General features: G+C 63.0%; 20 protein-coding genes. 8 read left to right on the plus strand and 12 right to left on the minus strand.

Annotated features, from left to right (window positions below; genetic code table 11):
* On the minus strand, window positions 1-372 hold a 372-nt coding region (locus tag ACYP01_RS20015; RefSeq protein ID WP_459681946.1), incomplete at its 3' end, for an FUSC family protein.
* Window positions 359-775 (minus strand): DUF3151 domain-containing protein, encoded by a 417-nt coding sequence (locus ACYP01_RS20020; protein WP_003944361.1) that lies wholly within the window; start codon window positions 773-775, stop codon window positions 359-361. The genes ACYP01_RS20015 and ACYP01_RS20020, both read right to left, overlap by 14 nt.
* Window positions 776-900: 125 nt before the next feature.
* On the opposite strand from ACYP01_RS20020, the gene ACYP01_RS20025 reads away from it, so the two are divergent.
* A complete protein-coding gene (locus tag ACYP01_RS20025) occupies window positions 901-1755 on the plus strand; it encodes an Rv0361 family membrane protein (RefSeq protein WP_459681949.1) in 855 nt (284 codons plus the stop codon).
* A 79-nt stretch (window positions 1756-1834) separates the two neighbouring features.
* On the opposite strand, the gene fbaA is transcribed toward ACYP01_RS20025, so the two are convergent.
* On the minus strand, window positions 1835-2872 hold the full coding sequence (gene fbaA, locus ACYP01_RS20030; protein ID WP_003944368.1) for a class II fructose-bisphosphate aldolase: 1038 nt from the start codon (window positions 2870-2872) through the stop codon (window positions 1835-1837).
* Window positions 2873-3053: 181 nt separating this feature from the next.
* Between fbaA and ACYP01_RS20035 the strand changes: the two genes are divergently transcribed.
* Together ACYP01_RS20035 and ACYP01_RS20040 are read left to right on the plus strand one after the other, a co-directional pair.
* On the plus strand, window positions 3054-3791 hold the full coding sequence (locus tag ACYP01_RS20035; protein ID WP_277921643.1) for a VTT domain-containing protein: 738 nt from the start codon (window positions 3054-3056) through the stop codon (window positions 3789-3791).
* A 29-nt stretch (window positions 3792-3820) separates the two neighbouring features.
* Window positions 3821-4483, plus strand: a complete 663-nt coding sequence (locus tag ACYP01_RS20040; RefSeq protein WP_003944306.1) for a DedA family protein — start codon at window positions 3821-3823, stop codon at window positions 4481-4483.
* A gap of 11 nt (window positions 4484-4494) precedes the next feature.
* On the opposite strand, the gene ACYP01_RS20045 is transcribed toward ACYP01_RS20040, so the two are convergent.
* Together ACYP01_RS20045 and ACYP01_RS20050 are read right to left on the minus strand one after the other, a co-directional pair.
* Window positions 4495-5622, minus strand: a complete 1128-nt coding sequence (locus tag ACYP01_RS20045; RefSeq protein WP_003944416.1) for a GTP-binding protein — start codon at window positions 5620-5622, stop codon at window positions 4495-4497.
* 44 nt (window positions 5623-5666) lie between these two features.
* On the minus strand, window positions 5667-7019 hold the full coding sequence (locus tag ACYP01_RS20050) for an LLM class flavin-dependent oxidoreductase (protein ID WP_063314834.1): 1353 nt from the start codon (window positions 7017-7019) through the stop codon (window positions 5667-5669).
* Between the two features lie 91 nt (window positions 7020-7110).
* On the opposite strand from ACYP01_RS20050, the gene ACYP01_RS20055 reads away from it, so the two are divergent.
* On the plus strand, window positions 7111-8109 hold the full coding sequence (locus tag ACYP01_RS20055) for a GNAT family N-acetyltransferase (protein ID WP_308124360.1): 999 nt from the start codon (window positions 7111-7113) through the stop codon (window positions 8107-8109).
* Here ACYP01_RS20055 and ACYP01_RS20060 read toward each other — a convergent pair.
* The 5 genes from ACYP01_RS20060 to ACYP01_RS20080 form a co-directional block, all read right to left on the minus strand.
* Window positions 8072-8779, minus strand: coding sequence for an alpha/beta fold hydrolase (locus ACYP01_RS20060; protein ID WP_037131474.1), 708 nt, complete (start codon window positions 8777-8779; stop codon window positions 8072-8074). The two genes, ACYP01_RS20055 and ACYP01_RS20060, sit on opposite strands and share 38 nt — an antisense overlap.
* 11 nt (window positions 8780-8790) lie before the next feature.
* Window positions 8791-9912 carry a glycoside hydrolase family 76 protein gene (locus ACYP01_RS20065; protein ID WP_003944321.1) on the minus strand — a complete coding sequence of 374 codons (1122 nt, stop codon included), beginning with the start codon at window positions 9910-9912 and terminating at the stop codon, window positions 8791-8793.
* A 57-nt stretch (window positions 9913-9969) separates the two neighbouring features.
* Window positions 9970-10662 (minus strand): TrmH family RNA methyltransferase, encoded by a 693-nt coding sequence (locus tag ACYP01_RS20070; protein ID WP_003944421.1) that lies wholly within the window; start codon window positions 10660-10662, stop codon window positions 9970-9972.
* Entirely contained in the window at window positions 10662-11261 is a 600-nt protein-coding gene (locus ACYP01_RS20075; protein WP_064074646.1) for a DUF6636 domain-containing protein, read from the minus strand. Before ACYP01_RS20075 ends, ACYP01_RS20070 begins: the two co-directional genes overlap by 1 nt.
* Window positions 11262-11328: 67 nt before the next feature.
* Window positions 11329-12111 (minus strand): SDR family oxidoreductase, encoded by a 783-nt coding sequence (locus ACYP01_RS20080; RefSeq protein ID WP_003944309.1) that lies wholly within the window; start codon window positions 12109-12111, stop codon window positions 11329-11331.
* A 34-nt stretch (window positions 12112-12145) separates the two neighbouring features.
* On the opposite strand from ACYP01_RS20080, the gene ACYP01_RS20085 reads away from it, so the two are divergent.
* Entirely contained in the window at window positions 12146-12589 is a 444-nt protein-coding gene (locus ACYP01_RS20085) for a hypothetical protein (protein WP_007726759.1), read from the plus strand.
* 4 nt (window positions 12590-12593) lie between these two features.
* Here the strand turns inward: ACYP01_RS20085 and ACYP01_RS20090 are convergent, their stop codons facing one another.
* Window positions 12594-13307 (minus strand): lysoplasmalogenase, encoded by a 714-nt coding sequence (locus tag ACYP01_RS20090; protein ID WP_459681957.1) that lies wholly within the window; start codon window positions 13305-13307, stop codon window positions 12594-12596.
* A 49-nt stretch (window positions 13308-13356) separates the two neighbouring features.
* Window positions 13357-14037, minus strand: coding sequence for a lysophospholipid acyltransferase family protein (locus ACYP01_RS20095; RefSeq protein ID WP_003944312.1), 681 nt, complete (start codon window positions 14035-14037; stop codon window positions 13357-13359).
* A 63-nt stretch (window positions 14038-14100) separates the two neighbouring features.
* On the opposite strand from ACYP01_RS20095, the gene ACYP01_RS20100 reads away from it, so the two are divergent.
* Genes ACYP01_RS20100 through ACYP01_RS20110 form a run of 3 tightly spaced genes read left to right on the plus strand, consistent with a single transcriptional unit; the run spans window position 14101 to window position 16421 of the window.
* Window positions 14101-14664, plus strand: a complete 564-nt coding sequence (locus ACYP01_RS20100) for a TetR/AcrR family transcriptional regulator (RefSeq protein WP_042924180.1) — start codon at window positions 14101-14103, stop codon at window positions 14662-14664.
* Window positions 14665-14697: 33 nt separating this feature from the next.
* A complete protein-coding gene (locus ACYP01_RS20105; protein ID WP_003944339.1) occupies window positions 14698-15141 on the plus strand; it encodes a MarR family winged helix-turn-helix transcriptional regulator in 444 nt (147 codons plus the stop codon).
* 23 nt (window positions 15142-15164) lie between these two features.
* Window positions 15165-16421, plus strand: a complete 1257-nt coding sequence (locus ACYP01_RS20110; RefSeq protein ID WP_020906634.1) for an MFS transporter — start codon at window positions 15165-15167, stop codon at window positions 16419-16421.
* Window positions 16422-16444: the final 23 nt, after the last annotated feature.

The raw sequence follows: 16444 nt of genomic DNA on the forward strand, positions 1-16444 counted from the left end.
GATCGGCCCGCTGTTCAGTAGCACCGCGACGGACATCGCCAGCACGACAACCAAACTGATCTGCCACGGTCCGCTCCCGATACCGGAGATGATCAGATCACCGATTCCGATACCGACCGTGACTCCCGCAACCAACTCGAACGAGCGTCGTAGTCGTGCACCCAACGACAGACCGAGCGAGACCACAGCGGCAATCGGCGCGAAGAACGGCGCGTGGTGCCCGATCACAGTGGTGGCAACCCACCACGCCAATCCGGCCGCCAAGGCACATTGAATGATCGGTAGCGCCGACGTCTGAAGCCGACGCACCGATTTGCGAGCCCGGTCCTTGATGCCGGCCCGGCTCGGACGGAAACTGCTAACCGAGGCCAAGCGCTTCGGCGGCGTTGGGATCGCAGTCTTCGAGCAGATCGAGGCAACGCGCGTACTCGTCGGCTTCACCGATCGTCTTCGCGGCCTTGGCCAAGACAGCGACGCAACGGAGGAAACCGCGGTTCGGTTCATGGCTGTAGGGCACGGGACCGAAACCCTTCCAACCGTTACGACGCAGTTGGTCGAGTCCGCGGTGGTATCCGGTACGCGCGTAGGCGTAGGCAGTGATGGTTTCGCCCTTGTCCAGGGCAGCCTCGGCGAGGTAGGCCCACGCGATGGAGGCAGTGGGATGGTCGGCCGCGACCTGGGCCGGGTCAGCGTGGTTGAGCAGTGCCGATTCCGCCTCGTCGTCGCCGGGAAGCAGAGTGGGCTTGGGTCCGAGCAGGTCACCGAATTGGGTCATGCGCTCATTGTGCCCGCTACGCCTTTCTGCCACGGGACCGCCTCGCCGACGGTCGGAGTTATGCAGGCTACATACCGGTCGTTACCCTGACATGGTCATTGCTGCATAAGACCGAAGGGTTACCCGTGCCGGACTCGAAAGACGACAACTCGAAAAAGAGCGCAGCACCGAAAGGTGCGCCCGAGAAGTCGGCCCCGACCGAACCTGCGACTGTGGCGATCCAGAAGGCAGACAAGAACTCGAAGGCGGGCGGCGACGCCAAAGCCGCCAGCGCGCCAACCGTCGCGATCCCCAAGGCAACTCAGGCAACCACAGCAGCACCGACACCCCAGCCCAAGCCGGAGCCTGCCACCGTCGCGATTCCGAAAGCCGCGCAGCCGACACCACCACCCCGGCAGGCTCCGACCCCACCACCACCGCAGCGCGCTGCGCCTCAACCACCGCAGCGCGCCGCGCCTCAACGTGTGGGTATCGCAGCGACCCCACCGCCGGCTCAGCCGATGCCGACTCGCATCGAGCCCGCCGCGCCGGAGAAAACCAAGCGCAGCGGCAAGGGTTGGTACATCGCGGCAGCAGCGGCCGGCGTCGCCGTCCTCGCGGCGATCGGCGTCGCCGTATTCGTCTCGTCCAACAGCGGTAGCGGTGAAAGCTCACCCGAAGCTCAGGTCCAGACCGCCATCTCGACGTACGTCGATGCTCTTCAGACCGGTGATCTGGCGACTCTGCGAACGTCGACGTGTGGCGCGCTGGGCGAGTACTACCGCACTATTCCGGACGCGGCGTTCGCTCAGGTCCACGACAATGCCGTCGCTCAGAAGACGATCCCGCAGGTCGGAGCCGTCGATGCGGTGCGCATCACCGACGACACCGCGATCGCTCAGGTCCAGGCAAGTTTGCCGAGCACCGGCGAACAGTCGTGGCGCACGTTCGACCTCGAGCGCCAGGACGGCACGTGGAAGGTCTGCGATCCCAGCAAGTAAGCACCTGAACAGAAAATGCGCGCCGACGAGAAATTCGTCGGCGCGCATTTTGTTCTGTGTAGCTGAGTTGTGAAGCCGATCAGCCTGCGGACACCGAGCGTCCGGCCGACTTCAGGTCGTTGCACGCCTCGACGACGCGAGCCGTCATGCCTGCTTCGGCCTTCTTGAGGTAGCTGCGCGGGTCGTATGCCTTCTTGTTTCCGACCTCGCCGTCGACCTTGAGGACGCCGTCGTAGTTGGAGAAGAAGTGTCCGGCGATCGGACGGGAGAACGCGTACTGGGTGTCGGTGTCGACGTTCATCTTGACGACGCCGAAGTTCAGCGAGTCCTCGATCTCCGACTTCAACGATCCCGATCCACCGTGGAAGACGAAGTCGAAGGGCTGCGAACCGGAAGCCAGACCGAGCTTGGCAGCGGCGACCTTCTGGCCCTCTTCGAGAACCTCGGGCTTGAGCTTGACGTTGCCCGGCTTGTAGACGCCGTGGACATTGCCGAAGGTGGCGGCAAGGAGGTACTTGCCCTGTTCGCCGATGCCCAGAGCATCGACCGTCTTCTCGAAGTCTTCGCTCGAGGTGTAGAGCTTGTCGTTTATCTCGGCTTCGACGCCGTCTTCTTCGCCGCCGACGACACCGATCTCGACCTCGAGGATGATGCGTGCAGCCTTCGAGAGGGCGAGCAGTTCCTTGGCGATTGCCAGGTTCTCGTCGATCGGGATAGCCGAGCCGTCCCACATGTGCGACTGGAACAGCGGGTTACGACCGGCGTCGACGCGCTCCTGCGAGATCGCGAGTAGCGGACGCACGTAGGTGTCCAGCTTGTCCTTCGGGCAGTGATCGGTGTGCAGCGCGATGGTGACGTCGTACTTTGCCGCGATCACGTGTGCGAACTCGGCGAGCGCAACAGCGCCGGTGACCATGTCCTTGACGCCCAAACCGGAACCGAACTCGGCGCCGCCCGTCGAGAACTGGATGATGCCGTCACTGCCGGCGTCCGCGAAGCCCTTGATGGCTGCGTTGATGGATTCGGAGCCGACACAGTTGATGGCGGGGAAGGCAAAGGAATGCTCCTTGGCCCGACCAAGCATCTCGGCATAGACCTCGGGAGTTGCGATAGGCACGGCGGGAGTCCTCCATATACGTGTCGTTCGGAGCGCTCGGCGATGTGAAAGCGCTTCGTGTGGTCCTAGCAGTATGGCAAGTCCGACTCGTCACGTCTCTTTGCGGTCTCGGCCTGCCGCCACCGACGCGATGACCTGCGGTGGTGGGAAACACTCAGATTCGGCCGGTACTCTGGCCACCGTGAATGTGCAGGCAGCAACTGAATCCGTGACGAACCTGGCCTTGCTGCCCGGCTTCCTCGATCCCGTGAACCTCTTGAATTCCTTCGGAACGTGGGTTCTGGTGGGATTGCTTCTGGTGGTCTTCATCGAATCAGGCCTGCTGTTTCCGCTCTTGCCCGGCGATTCGCTCCTCTTCACCGCAGGGCTGATCGCGGCGTCCAAGTCCACCGAGATCGAACCGTTCGCGCCACTGTGGGTGCTCCTGGTGACGATTCCGATCGCCGCGATTCTGGGTGACCAAGTCGGGTTCTACATCGGCACCAAGGGCGGAACTGCCCTGTTCAAGACGGACGACGCGCGGTTCTTCAAGAAGAAGTACATCGACGAGTCACACGCCTTCTTCGAAAAGCACGGCCCGATCACCATTATCCTGGCTCGGTTCGTGCCGATCGTGCGTACTTTTGCTCCGGTTGTCGCCGGCGCTTCGAAGATGAAGTACTCACTGTTCCTGACGTACAACATCGTCGGCGGCATCCTGTGGGGTGCCGGCGTGACTTTGCTCGGCTACCTCCTGGGGCAGATCGAATTCATCCGCGACAATGTCGACTACATCTTCATCTTGATCGTCCTGGTGTCGGTTCTGCCGATCGTCTTCGAAATCGGGAAGCGAATTCTGGCGTCGAGACGTGGTGAAACGGCGAATACTTCCACTACGGACAATTCGACGGTGACAGTCCCCGAAGACCCCACCCCCTGATTGCAGAACGAGGCGAAGAACTGACGACGATGACGCTCGCATCCGGCAGTTTCTCCCCGCTCGAGACTGCCGGGCCTCTGTTGGTCTGGATCATCGTCGTCACGTTCGTCTTCATCGAGTGCGCGATCATCCTCGGGTTGTTTCTCCCCGGTGATTCGCTTCTGATCACAGCCGGAATCGTTCTTGCCGGCCACGAATCCGGCGCGGGCCACGTGTGGGCGTTGTCTGTCGGTGCGATGATCGCGGCCATTGCCGGCAACCAGGTCGGGTACGTCATCGGCCACCGGACCGGCAATCACATCAAAGCCCGTAAGGGCGGCAAGTACTTCACCGAGAAGAACCTGCACCGCGTGAACATCCTGTTGGAAAAACACGGGTTCTGGGCGGTCCTGATTGCTCGCTGGGTTCCGTGGGTGCGCACCCTGTGCCCGATGGTCGCGGGCGCAGCCAAGATGAACCACACGCGCTACACCATCGCGAGCACCATCGGCGCGATCATCTGGGCGCCCGTGCTCCTGCTACTCGGTTTCTACGGTGGCTCGTTCCTCGATCGCGTGCCATGGTTGCTGCCCGCCGTGCTGATCGTGATGATGGTCAGCTTGGTCATCGGTACTGCGCTGGGAATCTGGCAGTACCGCAAGGAGATGGCCCGACCGGCCGAAGACGTCGAGGTCGAAGAAGTCCTCGACTAGAAGCTGTCTGCTCAGTGCAGGTGGCTCTGGTCCCACGCCGGAAGCGGGTCCTCGTAGCGAGTCCAGGCCCGCGGACCTTCGCGTAGTTCGTCGTCGGTCAGCAGAGCCGGATCGAGGATTCGTGATGGCGCCGCCGGGTCGAGTTTCACTCCGATGAACACGATCTCCTGCCCTGGCACCTCCGCTGCCGACGCCCACAGTTGCGCCGGTTCGATGACGAGGTTGGGGCCTGCCTGCGACCAGATCGCGGCGAACTCGGGCCGACTGGCGATCCAGCAGAAGCCTTTGCTTCGCAAGAGTCCCGCGAACTGACCGAGCGCAGCCTCGAGTCGCGCCGGATGAAAGGGTCGCGAGGCTCGATACGTGACGCTGCGTATTCCGTATTCCTCGGTTTCCGGGGTGTGCCCGCCGGCCAGCTCCTCGTCCCAACCGGGTACTTGCGCAGCCAGTTCCGGGTTGTAGAGACCGGTTTCGAGGACGCGATCGAGGGTGACTTTTCCGTGGTCGGTCCGAATCAGCTGAGCAGTGGGGTTGAGCCTTCGAAGCGTCGCCTCGACGGTTCCCGCCGCCCGCGGGCTCACCAGGTCGGTTTTGTTCAGCAAGATGACGTCGGCGAACTCCACCTGATCGACCAGGAGATCGGAGATGCTGCGTCCGTCCCCCTCCCCGGCTTCGAGGTTGCGCTCGTCCAGTCGTTCGCCTTTTGCCAGTTCGCCGAGGAAGGTCGACGCGTCCACCACGGTCACCATGGTGTCGAGCTTCGCGAGCGAGCCGAGGCTGAATCCGTCCTCGAATTCCCAGTCGAAGGTGGCCGCCACCGGCATCGGTTCGGAGATGCCGGTGGACTCGATCACCAACTGATCGAACCGTCCTTCTCGCGCGAGAGCGCCGACGGCGTCGATCAGATCCTCACGCAGCGTGCAGCAGATGCATCCGTTGGTCAGCTCGACCAACTTCTCTTCCGTGCGGTCGAGATGACCCTGGCCCGCGACGAGGGCCGCGTCGATGTTGATCTCGCTCATGTCGTTGACGATGACGGCGACCCTCCGGCCATCGCGATTGGCGAGAATGTGGTTGAGGAGTGTGGTCTTGCCTGCGCCCAGAAATCCGGACAGCACGGTTACCGGTAGCTGCTTCATTCCTTAATGGTAACCATTGTCATTATCGACAACAGCGGGCGGGCCTACTGCACTGCAGAGGCACTACCCGAGAACTGGCTCTCGGGCCTCGGCAAACCGAAATGATCACGAAGGGTCGTACCCGAGTATTCGGTCCGGAAAAGACCGCGATCCTGCAGGATCGGGACCACACGCTCGGTGAAGATCTCGAGTCCACCCGGGTAGTACGGCGGCATGACGTTGAAGCCGTCAGCAGCACCGCTGGTGAACCATTCCTCGATCGTGTCAGCCACCTGCTCGGCGGTTCCAGCAAACACCCGGTGTCCGCGCGCACCCGCCAAACGATGAAGCAGTCCCCGAACCGTCGGACGCTCACGCTCGACTATGCCGGCGATCACCTGCAATCTGCTTTGCTTGTTGTCGGTGACATCACCTGCCGCCGCGAACAATTCGACAGGAACCGGTGCATCCAGTTCCAGATTCCGAACATCGGTCCCGGTGAGTGCACCGAGTTGCGCGAGCCCGTACTCCGGCGAAGTCAACTCGTTGAATTCTCGCTCGAGCGCCTTGGCTTGTTCCTCGGTGTCACCGATGAACGGGCTGATTCCGGGCAGGATCTTGACATGATCGGGGTTGCGCCCGAACTGAGCAGCCCTCGACTTGATGTCGGTGTAGAACGCCTGCGCATCGGAAAGTCTCTGGTGCGCTGTGAAAATCGCCTCCGCATACTGACCGGCAAACGCGCGACCGTCGTTGGACGCCCCGGCCTGCACCAGCACCGGGTATCCCTGCGGCGTTCGCGGTGCGTTGAACGGTCCCCGCACCCGAAGATGCCGGCCGACGTAGTTGATCTCGTGAATCTTGTTTCTGTCCGCGTAGATTCCGTTCTCCCGGTCCAGACTGATCGCGTCGTCCTCCCAGCTGTCCCACAACCGCACCACCGCGTCGACGAATTCCCTTGCACGCGAATACCGGTCGCCGTGGTCCGGATGCTTGGCCAGCCCGAAGTTCGCGGCAGCCAGATCCGTACCCGTGGTGACGATGTTCCACCCAGCACGTCCGTTCGAGATGTGGTCGAGCGAGGCGAACAGCCGAGCCAGGTTGTACGGCTCGTAGTACGTGGTCGACGCCGTCGCGATCAATCCGATCCGCTCGGTTGCCACTGCAATGGCCGTCAACAAGGTGATCGGCTCCAATGTCCCTGCGGGACCGTGCTCGACGTCGCTGCGCAACGCGGGACCGTCGGCGAAGAAGATTCCGTCGAACTTCGCCGCCTCAGCAGTGCGAGCGATCTCCTGGAAATACGTGACGTCGAACAGACGTTCCGGGGTTGTCCACGGATGACGCCACGCCGCTTCGTGATGACCGGCGGGGTGGATGAACGCGTTGAGGCTCAGTTGGCGCGGAGAATCAGACATGCCTGAATGCTGGCAACTGCCGCCGCAGTCCGACAGGGTTAGGGTTCGCGTGATTCCAACTCAGGATGGGCAGGTCGGTATCGTCACATGGGTGAGCCGCGTAGTTGTAGCCGAGTTCGTACCGTCCGGAGCGACAGCAACTGTTCTTCATCAGTGGTGTGAGGTGTTCGCCGAAGGCCAACGTCACCTGTCCGGGACTGCGCCGACAGCGACTGCGCTGATGGAAATGATCGAGGCCGAAAACAATTCGGCCGATGTACGGCGTTGGATTGCACGCGACGCCGGCACCGACGAGGTCCTCGGCATCGCCCAGGCACGACGCAACTCGGCCGAAGCCGATCTCGCAGAGTTTCGGATGTACGTGACACCCCACGCGCAGCGACGAGGGGTGGGACGAGCGCTTGCCGAACTCGTCGAGATCGACATCGCCGGGTTCGGCGTGCGAAGAATCAGAGTGACGGCGCTCGTCGGAAGCGCAGCCGAGCATTTCCTGCGATCGTTCGACGGTCACCGCGTGTTGCTTCGGTTGGCCAACCAGGTCCAGCACCTCAGTGCTCCCACCGCACACAGCGCTCGCCCCGGCTATCGAATCGTCAGTTGGCGCAACCGAACCCCGGACGGGCTGATCCACTCCTTCTCGGAGGCTTTGAACCGACTCCTCGACGCGCCGGGCGCTGAACTGCAGGTGCCCGAACGCAATTGGGGAGCCGACGAGGTCAGATCGTGGGAACAGAAGATGACGGGTGGCTCTCAAGTCCTCCTGGTGTGCTGCGCGGTCGACGACAGCGTCGGCGAAGTAGCCGCAGCGACAGTGGTGACGGTGGACGAACATGACAGCACCCACGCATCGCAGCACGACACCGTGGTACTTCCCCAGCACCGCGGGCACGGTCTCGCTCAGTGGGTCAAGGAGCAACAAGCGTCTGTATTGGCAGATGAATTTCCCTCCCTGCGAAAGATTTACACAACGGTGAACGCGGAGAATCACCCGATGCTGACCGTCAATCGGAGCCTGGGATACCAGACCGTCGCGGAGCGGATCCTGGTGGAAATCAGGAGAGCCGAGAGTGCGCCGCACAAGCCTCGGTGACGATCTTCCTCCACAGGAGCGGGTGAGACTGCCAGAAGTTGTGCGCGACACCGTCGACGACCTCGAAACTACCGTTAGGCACGAGCTCGGCCAGTTGCTGCAACGGCCACGACGGGCGAATGTCGTCGGCCGCCGCGAGAAATGTCATGGGCACTGGTGAGTCGGCCAACTGCCGAAACAGCTGTGGTTCATGGATCCATTCGATGAACGATTCTTGAAGCGATTGCCAGACAACAGGTTCCCAAGGTATCTGCGGGTCCGGCTCGATTCCCGCTTCGTACTGCTTCGACCATGTCCGGTCCTTGTGGAGGCCGTGCCCCGCGATGCCGACGACGCCGGACACCGATTCCGGACAGTCGAGTGCGTACCGCACCGCCAAGTCGGATCCCCACGAGTGCCCCAGCACGACCCAGCTGTCGATCTCGAACGTGCGTCGGACGAGTTCGAGGTCCGCAACGGCCTGCGCCATCGTATGAGCGCCGCCACCGGACCGGCCGACTCCGCGCGGCTCAGGGCACCACGCGCGCATTCCTTCCGGAACCAGCTCGTCGTGAGCAAGATAGTGAACGCATCCCGGGCCGCCGGAGAGAACCAGAACGTCCGCCCCTGCCCCACCGACGTCGATGTGAAGACGTACGTGGTCCGTGTCGACCACGTGCCGGGATTCCATGAGGGAAAAGCCTAACGCTTACGCGGGTATCCAGCCGCCGAGACGACAAAGGCCGCCTCCATGAGCATCCACCCACCCACCTGCACCGAGAGGTCTCGCTCGGGCACGCTCGACGAGCGCACCGTTCCGGCGGCGAAGGTGGCGATGTCGCCGGACAGACTCGGCAACTGAGCATCCTTGGTCCAGTCGTGCCCGAACAGCGGCAGACCTTCGATCTGCAGTCTGTTGTTCCAGGCAGCTTCCGCGGAGGAGAGAACGATCTGCGCTGCGAGTTCGCGCGCTCGCAGGTCCTCGTGAGTCTCCCAGGACAGGTTCACCACCACGAACGCGAGGTAGCGAGCCAGGATTGCGTTGAACAGTCCGCCGTCGCCTCCGCCACCGCCCGTGATGACTCCGTACTCGGTCATTCCGTCGTACACGGCGTCGACGAGTTTGTGTACTCGCTCGCGGTGGCGCGGTTCGCCCAATCGCGTCGACAACTCGGTTTCCAACCCCAGCGTGACGCCTTGACAGTACGAGTAGATCGCGCGCTCGAGGGTGCCGTCGCGGCGGATACCGTCGAAGATCAGTCCGGAGTCCGGATCCCGCAGCGTCTCGTCGATCCAGTCGGCCGTTGCCTGCGCACGCCAGAGTTTTCCGGTGCGCGCCAGCATGATTCCGGCGGGTCCGTTTGCCGGTGTGTTGTAGAAATCGGAGCCTTTGCACCACGGAATACCGCCGCCGTCGGCCGGGGACCACGAATCGAAGAGTTGCGATTCGAGCGCCTGAACCGCGGTTCGGTGATCGACCGAGAACATGCGTTGCGCACGTTCGAGCGAAAGGCCCAGCCACGCCATGTCGTCGTAGTAGTTGTTGGTCCACGCCGAGACGTTGCGGACCCGCACACTGCGGGCAACCTTCGCGACCCGGCGACGACGCTTGGGGGTCGGGTCACGTTCGAGTGCGTCGATCGCAGTATCGAGCAGGTGTGCTTGCCACCAGTAGTGCCACGGCTTGAACATCCGCTCGCGTCGAACAGCAGGCCAGGCAACCACGCCGAGTGCTGTCCGGGGCATTCCCCACAGGCGCCGAAGGTGACGACTGACTATCGCGCCCTCAGCCGCATCGGCCCGCTCTGCCCACACTTCCTGCATAACTACCTATCCTGTCTGGTCGAGGCGCTACACGCTAGCCGGAATTCGCGAGCGAGATCAGCGGGAATCGGCGAGATCGGCATGCTCACGTACCCACGCGTGCATCGCGATGCCGGCCGCGACACCGGCGTTGATGCTGCGAGTCGAACCGAATTGTGCGATCGAGACCGTCATGGACGCAACCTCTTTCGCATGATCGGTCACTCCGGGGCCTTCTTGACCGAACAGCAGGATGCACTCCCGCGGCAGGCTTGCCGTTTCCAGCGGCACCGACCCCGGGGTGTTGTCGACGGCCACGATCGTGAGTGAATTCTCACGGGCGTACTCGACGAGTTCGCTGATGTCTGCGTGGTGAACGATGTGCTGGTATCGATCGGTCACCATGGCGCCCCGCCGATTCCAGCGCCGACGCCCCACGATGTGGACCGCGGCCGCGGCAAACGCGTTGGCCGTGCGGACCACCGTGCCGATGTTGGCGTCGTGCGCGAAGTTCTCGATGGCGACATGCATCGTGTGACGGCGCGAGTCGATATCCGCGACTATCGCTTCCCGCGTCCAGTACCGATACTCGTCCAAGACGTTTCGACGATCACCCTCGGCCAGAAGTACCGGGTCGTAGCGCTCGTCGGTCGGCGGTTCCGTGTCGTGCTCCTCGGCCCAGGGTCCGACGCCGTTGGGATTCTCGCCCCACTCGGTGGGTCCCGGTTCACCGGCCCCGCCGGACACATCGTCGGCTGCGACTTCGGTCATCAGAACACCTCGTTGGAATCTGCAGCCACGGTGAAGCCGTGCGTGGTCTGATCGTTGACACACGAGACGTCTGTCGCGGTGGTCGTACAGGTGAAACCCAGTTTGCTCAGCGGTTGACCGGCCGCCAACACCGGATCGGCGTCGGGGCCGCCAGAGGTGTACACCTCTCCGCCCGAACACATGAAAGCACCCTCACCCTCGTCGGTGACGCGAATACCGTTGCCCCAGTTGACCATGCAGCTCTCCGGCCGCGGCGGAACGGGAGTGGTCGTTCCCTCGCACCCGGCTTCGATTCTGGTGGGCAACTTGATGATGCCGCACTGGAAGTTTCCGTCTGGAGTGGTGAAGTAGTACGACTCGTTGCGCTCGAACTGCACGTCCGTGAGTGTCGTCGTCGGTGGCAGCGTCGTGGTCGGTGGTTCGGTGGTCGTGGGGACGACGGGCGCGACGGTGGTGGTTGTCGTCGGCACTGCGGTAGTGGTGGACGAACTGGGCTGCGCCGCTACGGTCGGCGCTGAATCCGCCTCCCCGCCGCACCCTGCGAGCACGAGCGCCGACCCGACGCCCAACAAGACGAACCCCACCCGAACACGAACCACCCGACTACCTCCACACACGTCATCTTGGCCCAGCAACAGCCGACAGTGCACTCTATCGTGTGGTCGACTAAGTGCTGGTGACGCGCTTGTTCATCAGCCGTGAGAGCCACGCGGGCGAGAACCGCGACGCGCTGAGGAAGAGCTTCGCCTGAGTTCCGACCGGGTAGTGAACCTTGTGCATCCGTCCGGCGCCGCGTGTGGCCGCCCACAGTTCCTGCGCGACGTCGGTTGCAGTCAGCTTGATACCCAACGATCTGGTGGCTCCGGTGTCCATTCCAGTGACCATCGCGGTCTGGACGAACAACGGCCAGAGCGCGAGAACACGGATGTCGTGCTGTGCCCATTCCAGATCGAGCGCCTCGGTCAGGCCGCGGATCGCGAACTTGGTTGCACCGTACGTCGCCAGTTCGGGCTGGCCGTAGATCGCCGAAGCGGAGCACAGATTGACCACCTGGGCGCCGACGGTATCGCGGAGGTACGGGAAAGCCGTGTGCGTGCCGTTGAGGGTGCCGGTGATGTTGATGTCGACCATTCGGCGATGCGCCGCAAGAGAAATATCCTCGAACCGTCCCGACGAGAGCACGCCCGCATTGTTGATCAGGATGTCCAGACGCCCGGACTCCCCGGCAAAATCGGCCAGACACTGCGCCCATCCCGCCGGATCGGTGACATCCAGGACACCCGTCACGACGCTCCCACCGAAACCGTCGATCTCGGCCTTCAAGGAGGCAAGGCCGGCGTCGTCGATGTCGAACGCGCCGACGCGGTATCCGTTGCGCGCGAACAACAGCGACGTCTCCCGCCCGATTCCAGCCGCAGCACCGGTGATGAAGACGTTCGGTTCGCTCATCCGGTCAGGCTATCCTGGATGTGGAGGAAATCTGATGAATCACCGTCGCGTCGTACACACCGTGTGTTTCATCGCGGTGGGGTATCTGATCGTGCTCGCCGTGTGGCTCGGATGGCTGGTCGAGCACACCCCACCTGGCACGCTGCCCTATCAGATCGGCGGGCTGCTCGCCGCTTTCGGCTCGGTTCTCGGATTCGGAATGGCATGGGCCAACCGCCCGACCCGCGCCGAGCGCAAACTCGAAAAGCACGGCCTCGAAGGGTGGGCACGAATCGACACCGTCACACCCCTGCGCCGAACTGTCGACGGCGAATTGGCCAAGCTCGCACTCCACCTCACGGTTCCAGGTTCCGATTCGTACTCGGGCCGGATCGAGTACGAGATCCGACCCGAGTACAAAGACAAGATCACTCCCGGATCCACGGTCACCGTCATGGTGGACCCGAAGAACCGAGACCGAATCATGCTGTGCCCGTGAAAGACTAGACGCTCTTCTTGCGCCCCAGCGCCAACATGCCCTCCACCAGCATCAGCTGCGCTCCCGCGTACGACGCCAGGATCACTCCCTCGGCAGCAGCGCGGCCGGCGGTCCCGCGGATGAACAGACGACGCACGACGATCAGTCCGTCGGATGCGGTGAAGAGCACTCCGCCCAATCCGAGCCAGGAGCGTCGATCCTTGTTCGGGACGACTACGTCGAGCACGGCCTTTGACTGCGGTGCCAGAGCGGGGTCCGCCGACAACGTCGAGGTGGTTCCCAACATCAATCCGTATCCGGTGAGCGGCGTCGACACGCTCGGGGCCTTGGCACGGAGCAGTCCGGACGCCGTCGACCAACCGCTGATGCGGGGCCGCAGGGCAGCGCGGGTCGGCCGAGCGCCGCGCCGCAGCAGGATCGCCGAGTAACTGGCCTGCATCACCGCGAACGAGGACGCGCCCTTGATCAGACGAGCATCGTTGTCCGGGTCGATCATGAACACGTCGCCGACAGTTGCAGCGGCAAGACCGGCCAGAAGCAGTGCGGTATCGGCAGTTTCCGTCTCCGCGCGCTTGCGCAGCACTCGGGCGGCCAGAGCGGGTGCGATCAACGGCTTCGCGATCTGCTGAACCCGCTCGTTACCGACTACTGCCCCAACCACTGTCGCTGCCGTCGCCGCCGCAAAAACTGCGTGCTCGATGCCCCACTTGCCCGCCATCACAATCCTCCTGTTGGTTACACGTCCAACAGCGACCGTACTGGGTCACTCAGGCGGCATCGCCGGATTTGACGTCCGCGCCGTAGACATCGACGTATTCCTGCCCCGACTGGTCACAGAGCACTGCCATCAATTCGTCCGTCGCCGCACGCACGACGGCCTGGTAGCCACGAAGTTCGCGGTACCGAGAGAAGTCGATCGGCTCCCCTACCGTGATCCGGACCTTGCTGAAGCGCCACATCCGCGTACCCGGCGGGTTGACTGCGTCGCCGCCGTGTACGACGACGGGAATGACCGGCGCCCCGGTTTCCAAGGCAACTCGAATCGCTCCGGTCTTTCCCTTGTACAGGCAACCGTCGGGTGATCGTGTTCCCTCGGGGTAGATCCCCCAGACACCACCCTTGTCGAGAATCCCGATGGCCGTGTCCAACGCCGCACGAGAGGCGTCGGCGCCGCTACGGTCGATCGGCACCTGCCCCGCCCCACCGAAGAACCAGCGCTGCATCGCGCCCTTCACACCGGTCCCGGTGAAATATTCACTCTTCGCGACGAAGGTGATGCGTCGGCGCACCATGAGAACCAGGAAGAACGAGTCGACGACTGCCCGATGGTTGCCGGCAAGAATCACCGGCCCTTTCTTGGGGATGTGGTGCTGACCCTCGATCGTCGGCCGCCCGAACAGCCAGAGGACCGGGCCGATCAGGACGTATTTGAACAGCCAATAGAGCACAGGGCATCACCTTTTCCGTCTAGTAGACAGTGTCTACGACGAGAATAGTAGACACTGTCTTCCATGACTGTCAGCAGCCTTCGCGAAACACTCGTCGCCACCGGCGTCGAGATTCTCGATGCCGACGGCGCCACAGACCTGACGCTACGGGAGATAGCGCGTCGGGCGGGCGTGTCGCACGGCGCCCCGCGGAGATACTTTCCGACCCACAACAGCCTGCTAGCCGCAATTGCCTCACACGGCCTGCGCGATCTCGCCGACAGACTCGATCCCGTCCTCGCCGGCAAACAACCCGCTCGTAGCCGATTGATCTCGGCAGCAATCGAATACGTGTCATTCGCCCAGGAGCGACCGGCGATGTTCGAGTTGATGTTTCGCCACGACCTCCTCGAGGGCGCAGGCAGCAACCTCCGAGAGTCTTCTCTCCCACTCTTCGCCGCCCTGCAATCCCTGACCGAAGAGGCCGACGCCTCCGATCCCACCACATCTGCGTTGAACATCTGGACCGGAACCCACGGCATCGCAGTGCTGGCGGCAAATCGAAGCCTCACACTCGTCGCACCCGACCTCGATGTGCCGTCGCTGGTAGCCACCGCCGTGACGGACCACCTTCCACGGACTCGTTGATTTACATAGTTAACCTATGCAATAATATTCTTCGTGACAGACGAAGAACAGCAACTGCACGAACTACTCGTCGACCTCGTGAGCAATACGCACCGCTTCGCGAAGCTGGCAGGCTCCTTCGCGTCCGATCAGTACCCACGCGCCTGGCTGCGCGCACTCTCGCTACTCGAGGAATACGGCGAAATGCGGATCAGCGACTTCGCTCGACTCGACAGAAGCTCGCAGCCCTCTGCCACTGCACTACTGCGCAAACTCGGCGAGAACGGTTACGTCGAACGCCGCGCCGACCCCGAGGACGCCCGGGCAGTTCGAGTGGCCATGACGGACAAGGGACGAAAGATCTTGAACGACGGTCGAAACGAGATCGCCGACGCTCTAGTCCCCCACTTCGTCGAACTCGGGCCCGAGCAGATCAAGAAACTGGCCGACGGATTGGCCGAATTGCGGTCCATCATCAAGACTTCCGATCCCAGCTGAAATACCCACCACTGAAAAAGGAGGTGGCCGTGAGCAACACGACCGCGACATCAACGCACCAGAACGAGGCTCCGCCGAGCCTCCTGAAACAACCGAAAGCGGTGTGGGCGGTAGCCTTTGCCAGCGTCATCGCCTTCATGGGCATCGGATTGGTCGATCCGATCCTCAAACCGATCGGCGAACAACTCGACGCCACACCGTCGCAGGTTTCGCTCCTGTTCACCAGCTACATGCTCGTCACCGGCGTGGCCATGCTCATCACCGGTGTGGTGTCCAGCCGCATCGGCGCCAAGAAAACGCTTCTTGTAGGCCTTGCCATCATCATCGTGTTCGCCTCTCTGGCAGGCGCTTCCAGCACCATCGGCCAGATCGTCGGATTCCGTGCCGGCTGGGGACTGGGCAATGCACTCTTCATCGCAACGGCACTGGCGGCCATCGTCGGCGCGGCCAGCGGCGGCGTCGCACGGGCGATCATCCTGTACGAGGCTGCACTGGGCATCGGTATCGCGGTTGGACCGCTGGTCGGCGGCGTTCTCGGTGACATCAGCTGGCGCGCACCGTTCTTCGGCGTCGCAGCCCTGATGGCGGTTGCTTTCATTCTCATCGTCGTGATGCTTCCGAGCGCACCCAAGCCCGAACACCACACGTCCATCGCTGCACCGTTCCAGGCGCTGCGACACCGCGGGCTACTCACCGTTGCGATCACCGCGCTGCTCTACAACTACGGATTCTTCACGCTGCTCGCGTACACACCGTTCCCCCTCGACATGGGGGCGTACCCGATCGGATTCATCTTCTTCGGATGGGGCCTGATGCTGGCGATCTCGTCGGTCTTCCTCGCCCCTCGCCTGCAACGACGCTTCGGCACACTACCGATGATGATGCTGGCGCTGACACTGTTCGCACTCGACCTCGGCATGATGGCGCTCTTCACCGAGAACAAGATCGTCTTGATCGTGGGTGTCGTCCTCGCCGGGTTGTTCCTCGGCGTGAACAACACACTCATCACCGAAACCGTCATGATCTCGGCTCCCGTGGAACGGTCGACCGCCTCGGCTGCTTACAGCTTCGTTCGATTCGTCGGCGGCGCCGCAGCTCCGTGGGTAGCCGGCAAGCTCGGTGAGTCCAACGTCCACATGCCGTTCTGGGTCGGCGCGGTGCTCACCCTCGCCGCCGTATTCGTCCTGTCGAGCGGACGTAAGGTTCTCGCTCACGTCGACGACCACGATCCCGCGCCGCACAGCGTCGACGAAGCACTCGCCGTCACCGTAGGCGACTGACCCCTGTGAGTGGTTGAGGAGTG

The organism is Rhodococcus sp. no. 34 (assembly GCF_054589475.1).

Excerpts from the sequence above, each read along its gene's own strand:
- ACYP01_RS20020 (WP_003944361.1), bottom strand. The coding sequence starts at position 775 with ATGACCCAATTCGGTGACCTGCTCGGACCCAAGCCCACTCTGCTTCCC.
- ACYP01_RS20040 (WP_003944306.1), top strand. The coding sequence starts at position 3,821 with ATGACGCTCGCATCCGGCAGTTTCTCCCCGCTCGAGACTGCCGGGCCT.
- ACYP01_RS20045 (WP_003944416.1), bottom strand. The coding sequence starts at position 5,622 with ATGAAGCAGCTACCGGTAACCGTGCTGTCCGGATTTCTGGGCGCAGGC.
- ACYP01_RS20050 (WP_063314834.1), bottom strand. The coding sequence starts at position 7,019 with ATGTCTGATTCTCCGCGCCAACTGAGCCTCAACGCGTTCATCCACCCC.
- ACYP01_RS20060 (WP_037131474.1), bottom strand. The coding sequence starts at position 8,779 with ATGGAATCCCGGCACGTGGTCGACACGGACCACGTACGTCTTCACATC.
- ACYP01_RS20065 (WP_003944321.1), bottom strand. The coding sequence starts at position 9,912 with ATGCAGGAAGTGTGGGCAGAGCGGGCCGATGCGGCTGAGGGCGCGATA.
- ACYP01_RS20070 (WP_003944421.1), bottom strand. The coding sequence starts at position 10,662 with ATGACCGAAGTCGCAGCCGACGATGTGTCCGGCGGGGCCGGTGAACCG.
- ACYP01_RS20080 (WP_003944309.1), bottom strand. The coding sequence starts at position 12,111 with ATGAGCGAACCGAACGTCTTCATCACCGGTGCTGCGGCTGGAATCGGG.
- ACYP01_RS20085 (WP_007726759.1), top strand. The coding sequence starts at position 12,146 with ATGAATCACCGTCGCGTCGTACACACCGTGTGTTTCATCGCGGTGGGG.
- ACYP01_RS20090 (WP_459681957.1), bottom strand. The coding sequence starts at position 13,307 with ATGGCGGGCAAGTGGGGCATCGAGCACGCAGTTTTTGCGGCGGCGACG.
- ACYP01_RS20100 (WP_042924180.1), top strand. The coding sequence starts at position 14,101 with ATGACTGTCAGCAGCCTTCGCGAAACACTCGTCGCCACCGGCGTCGAG.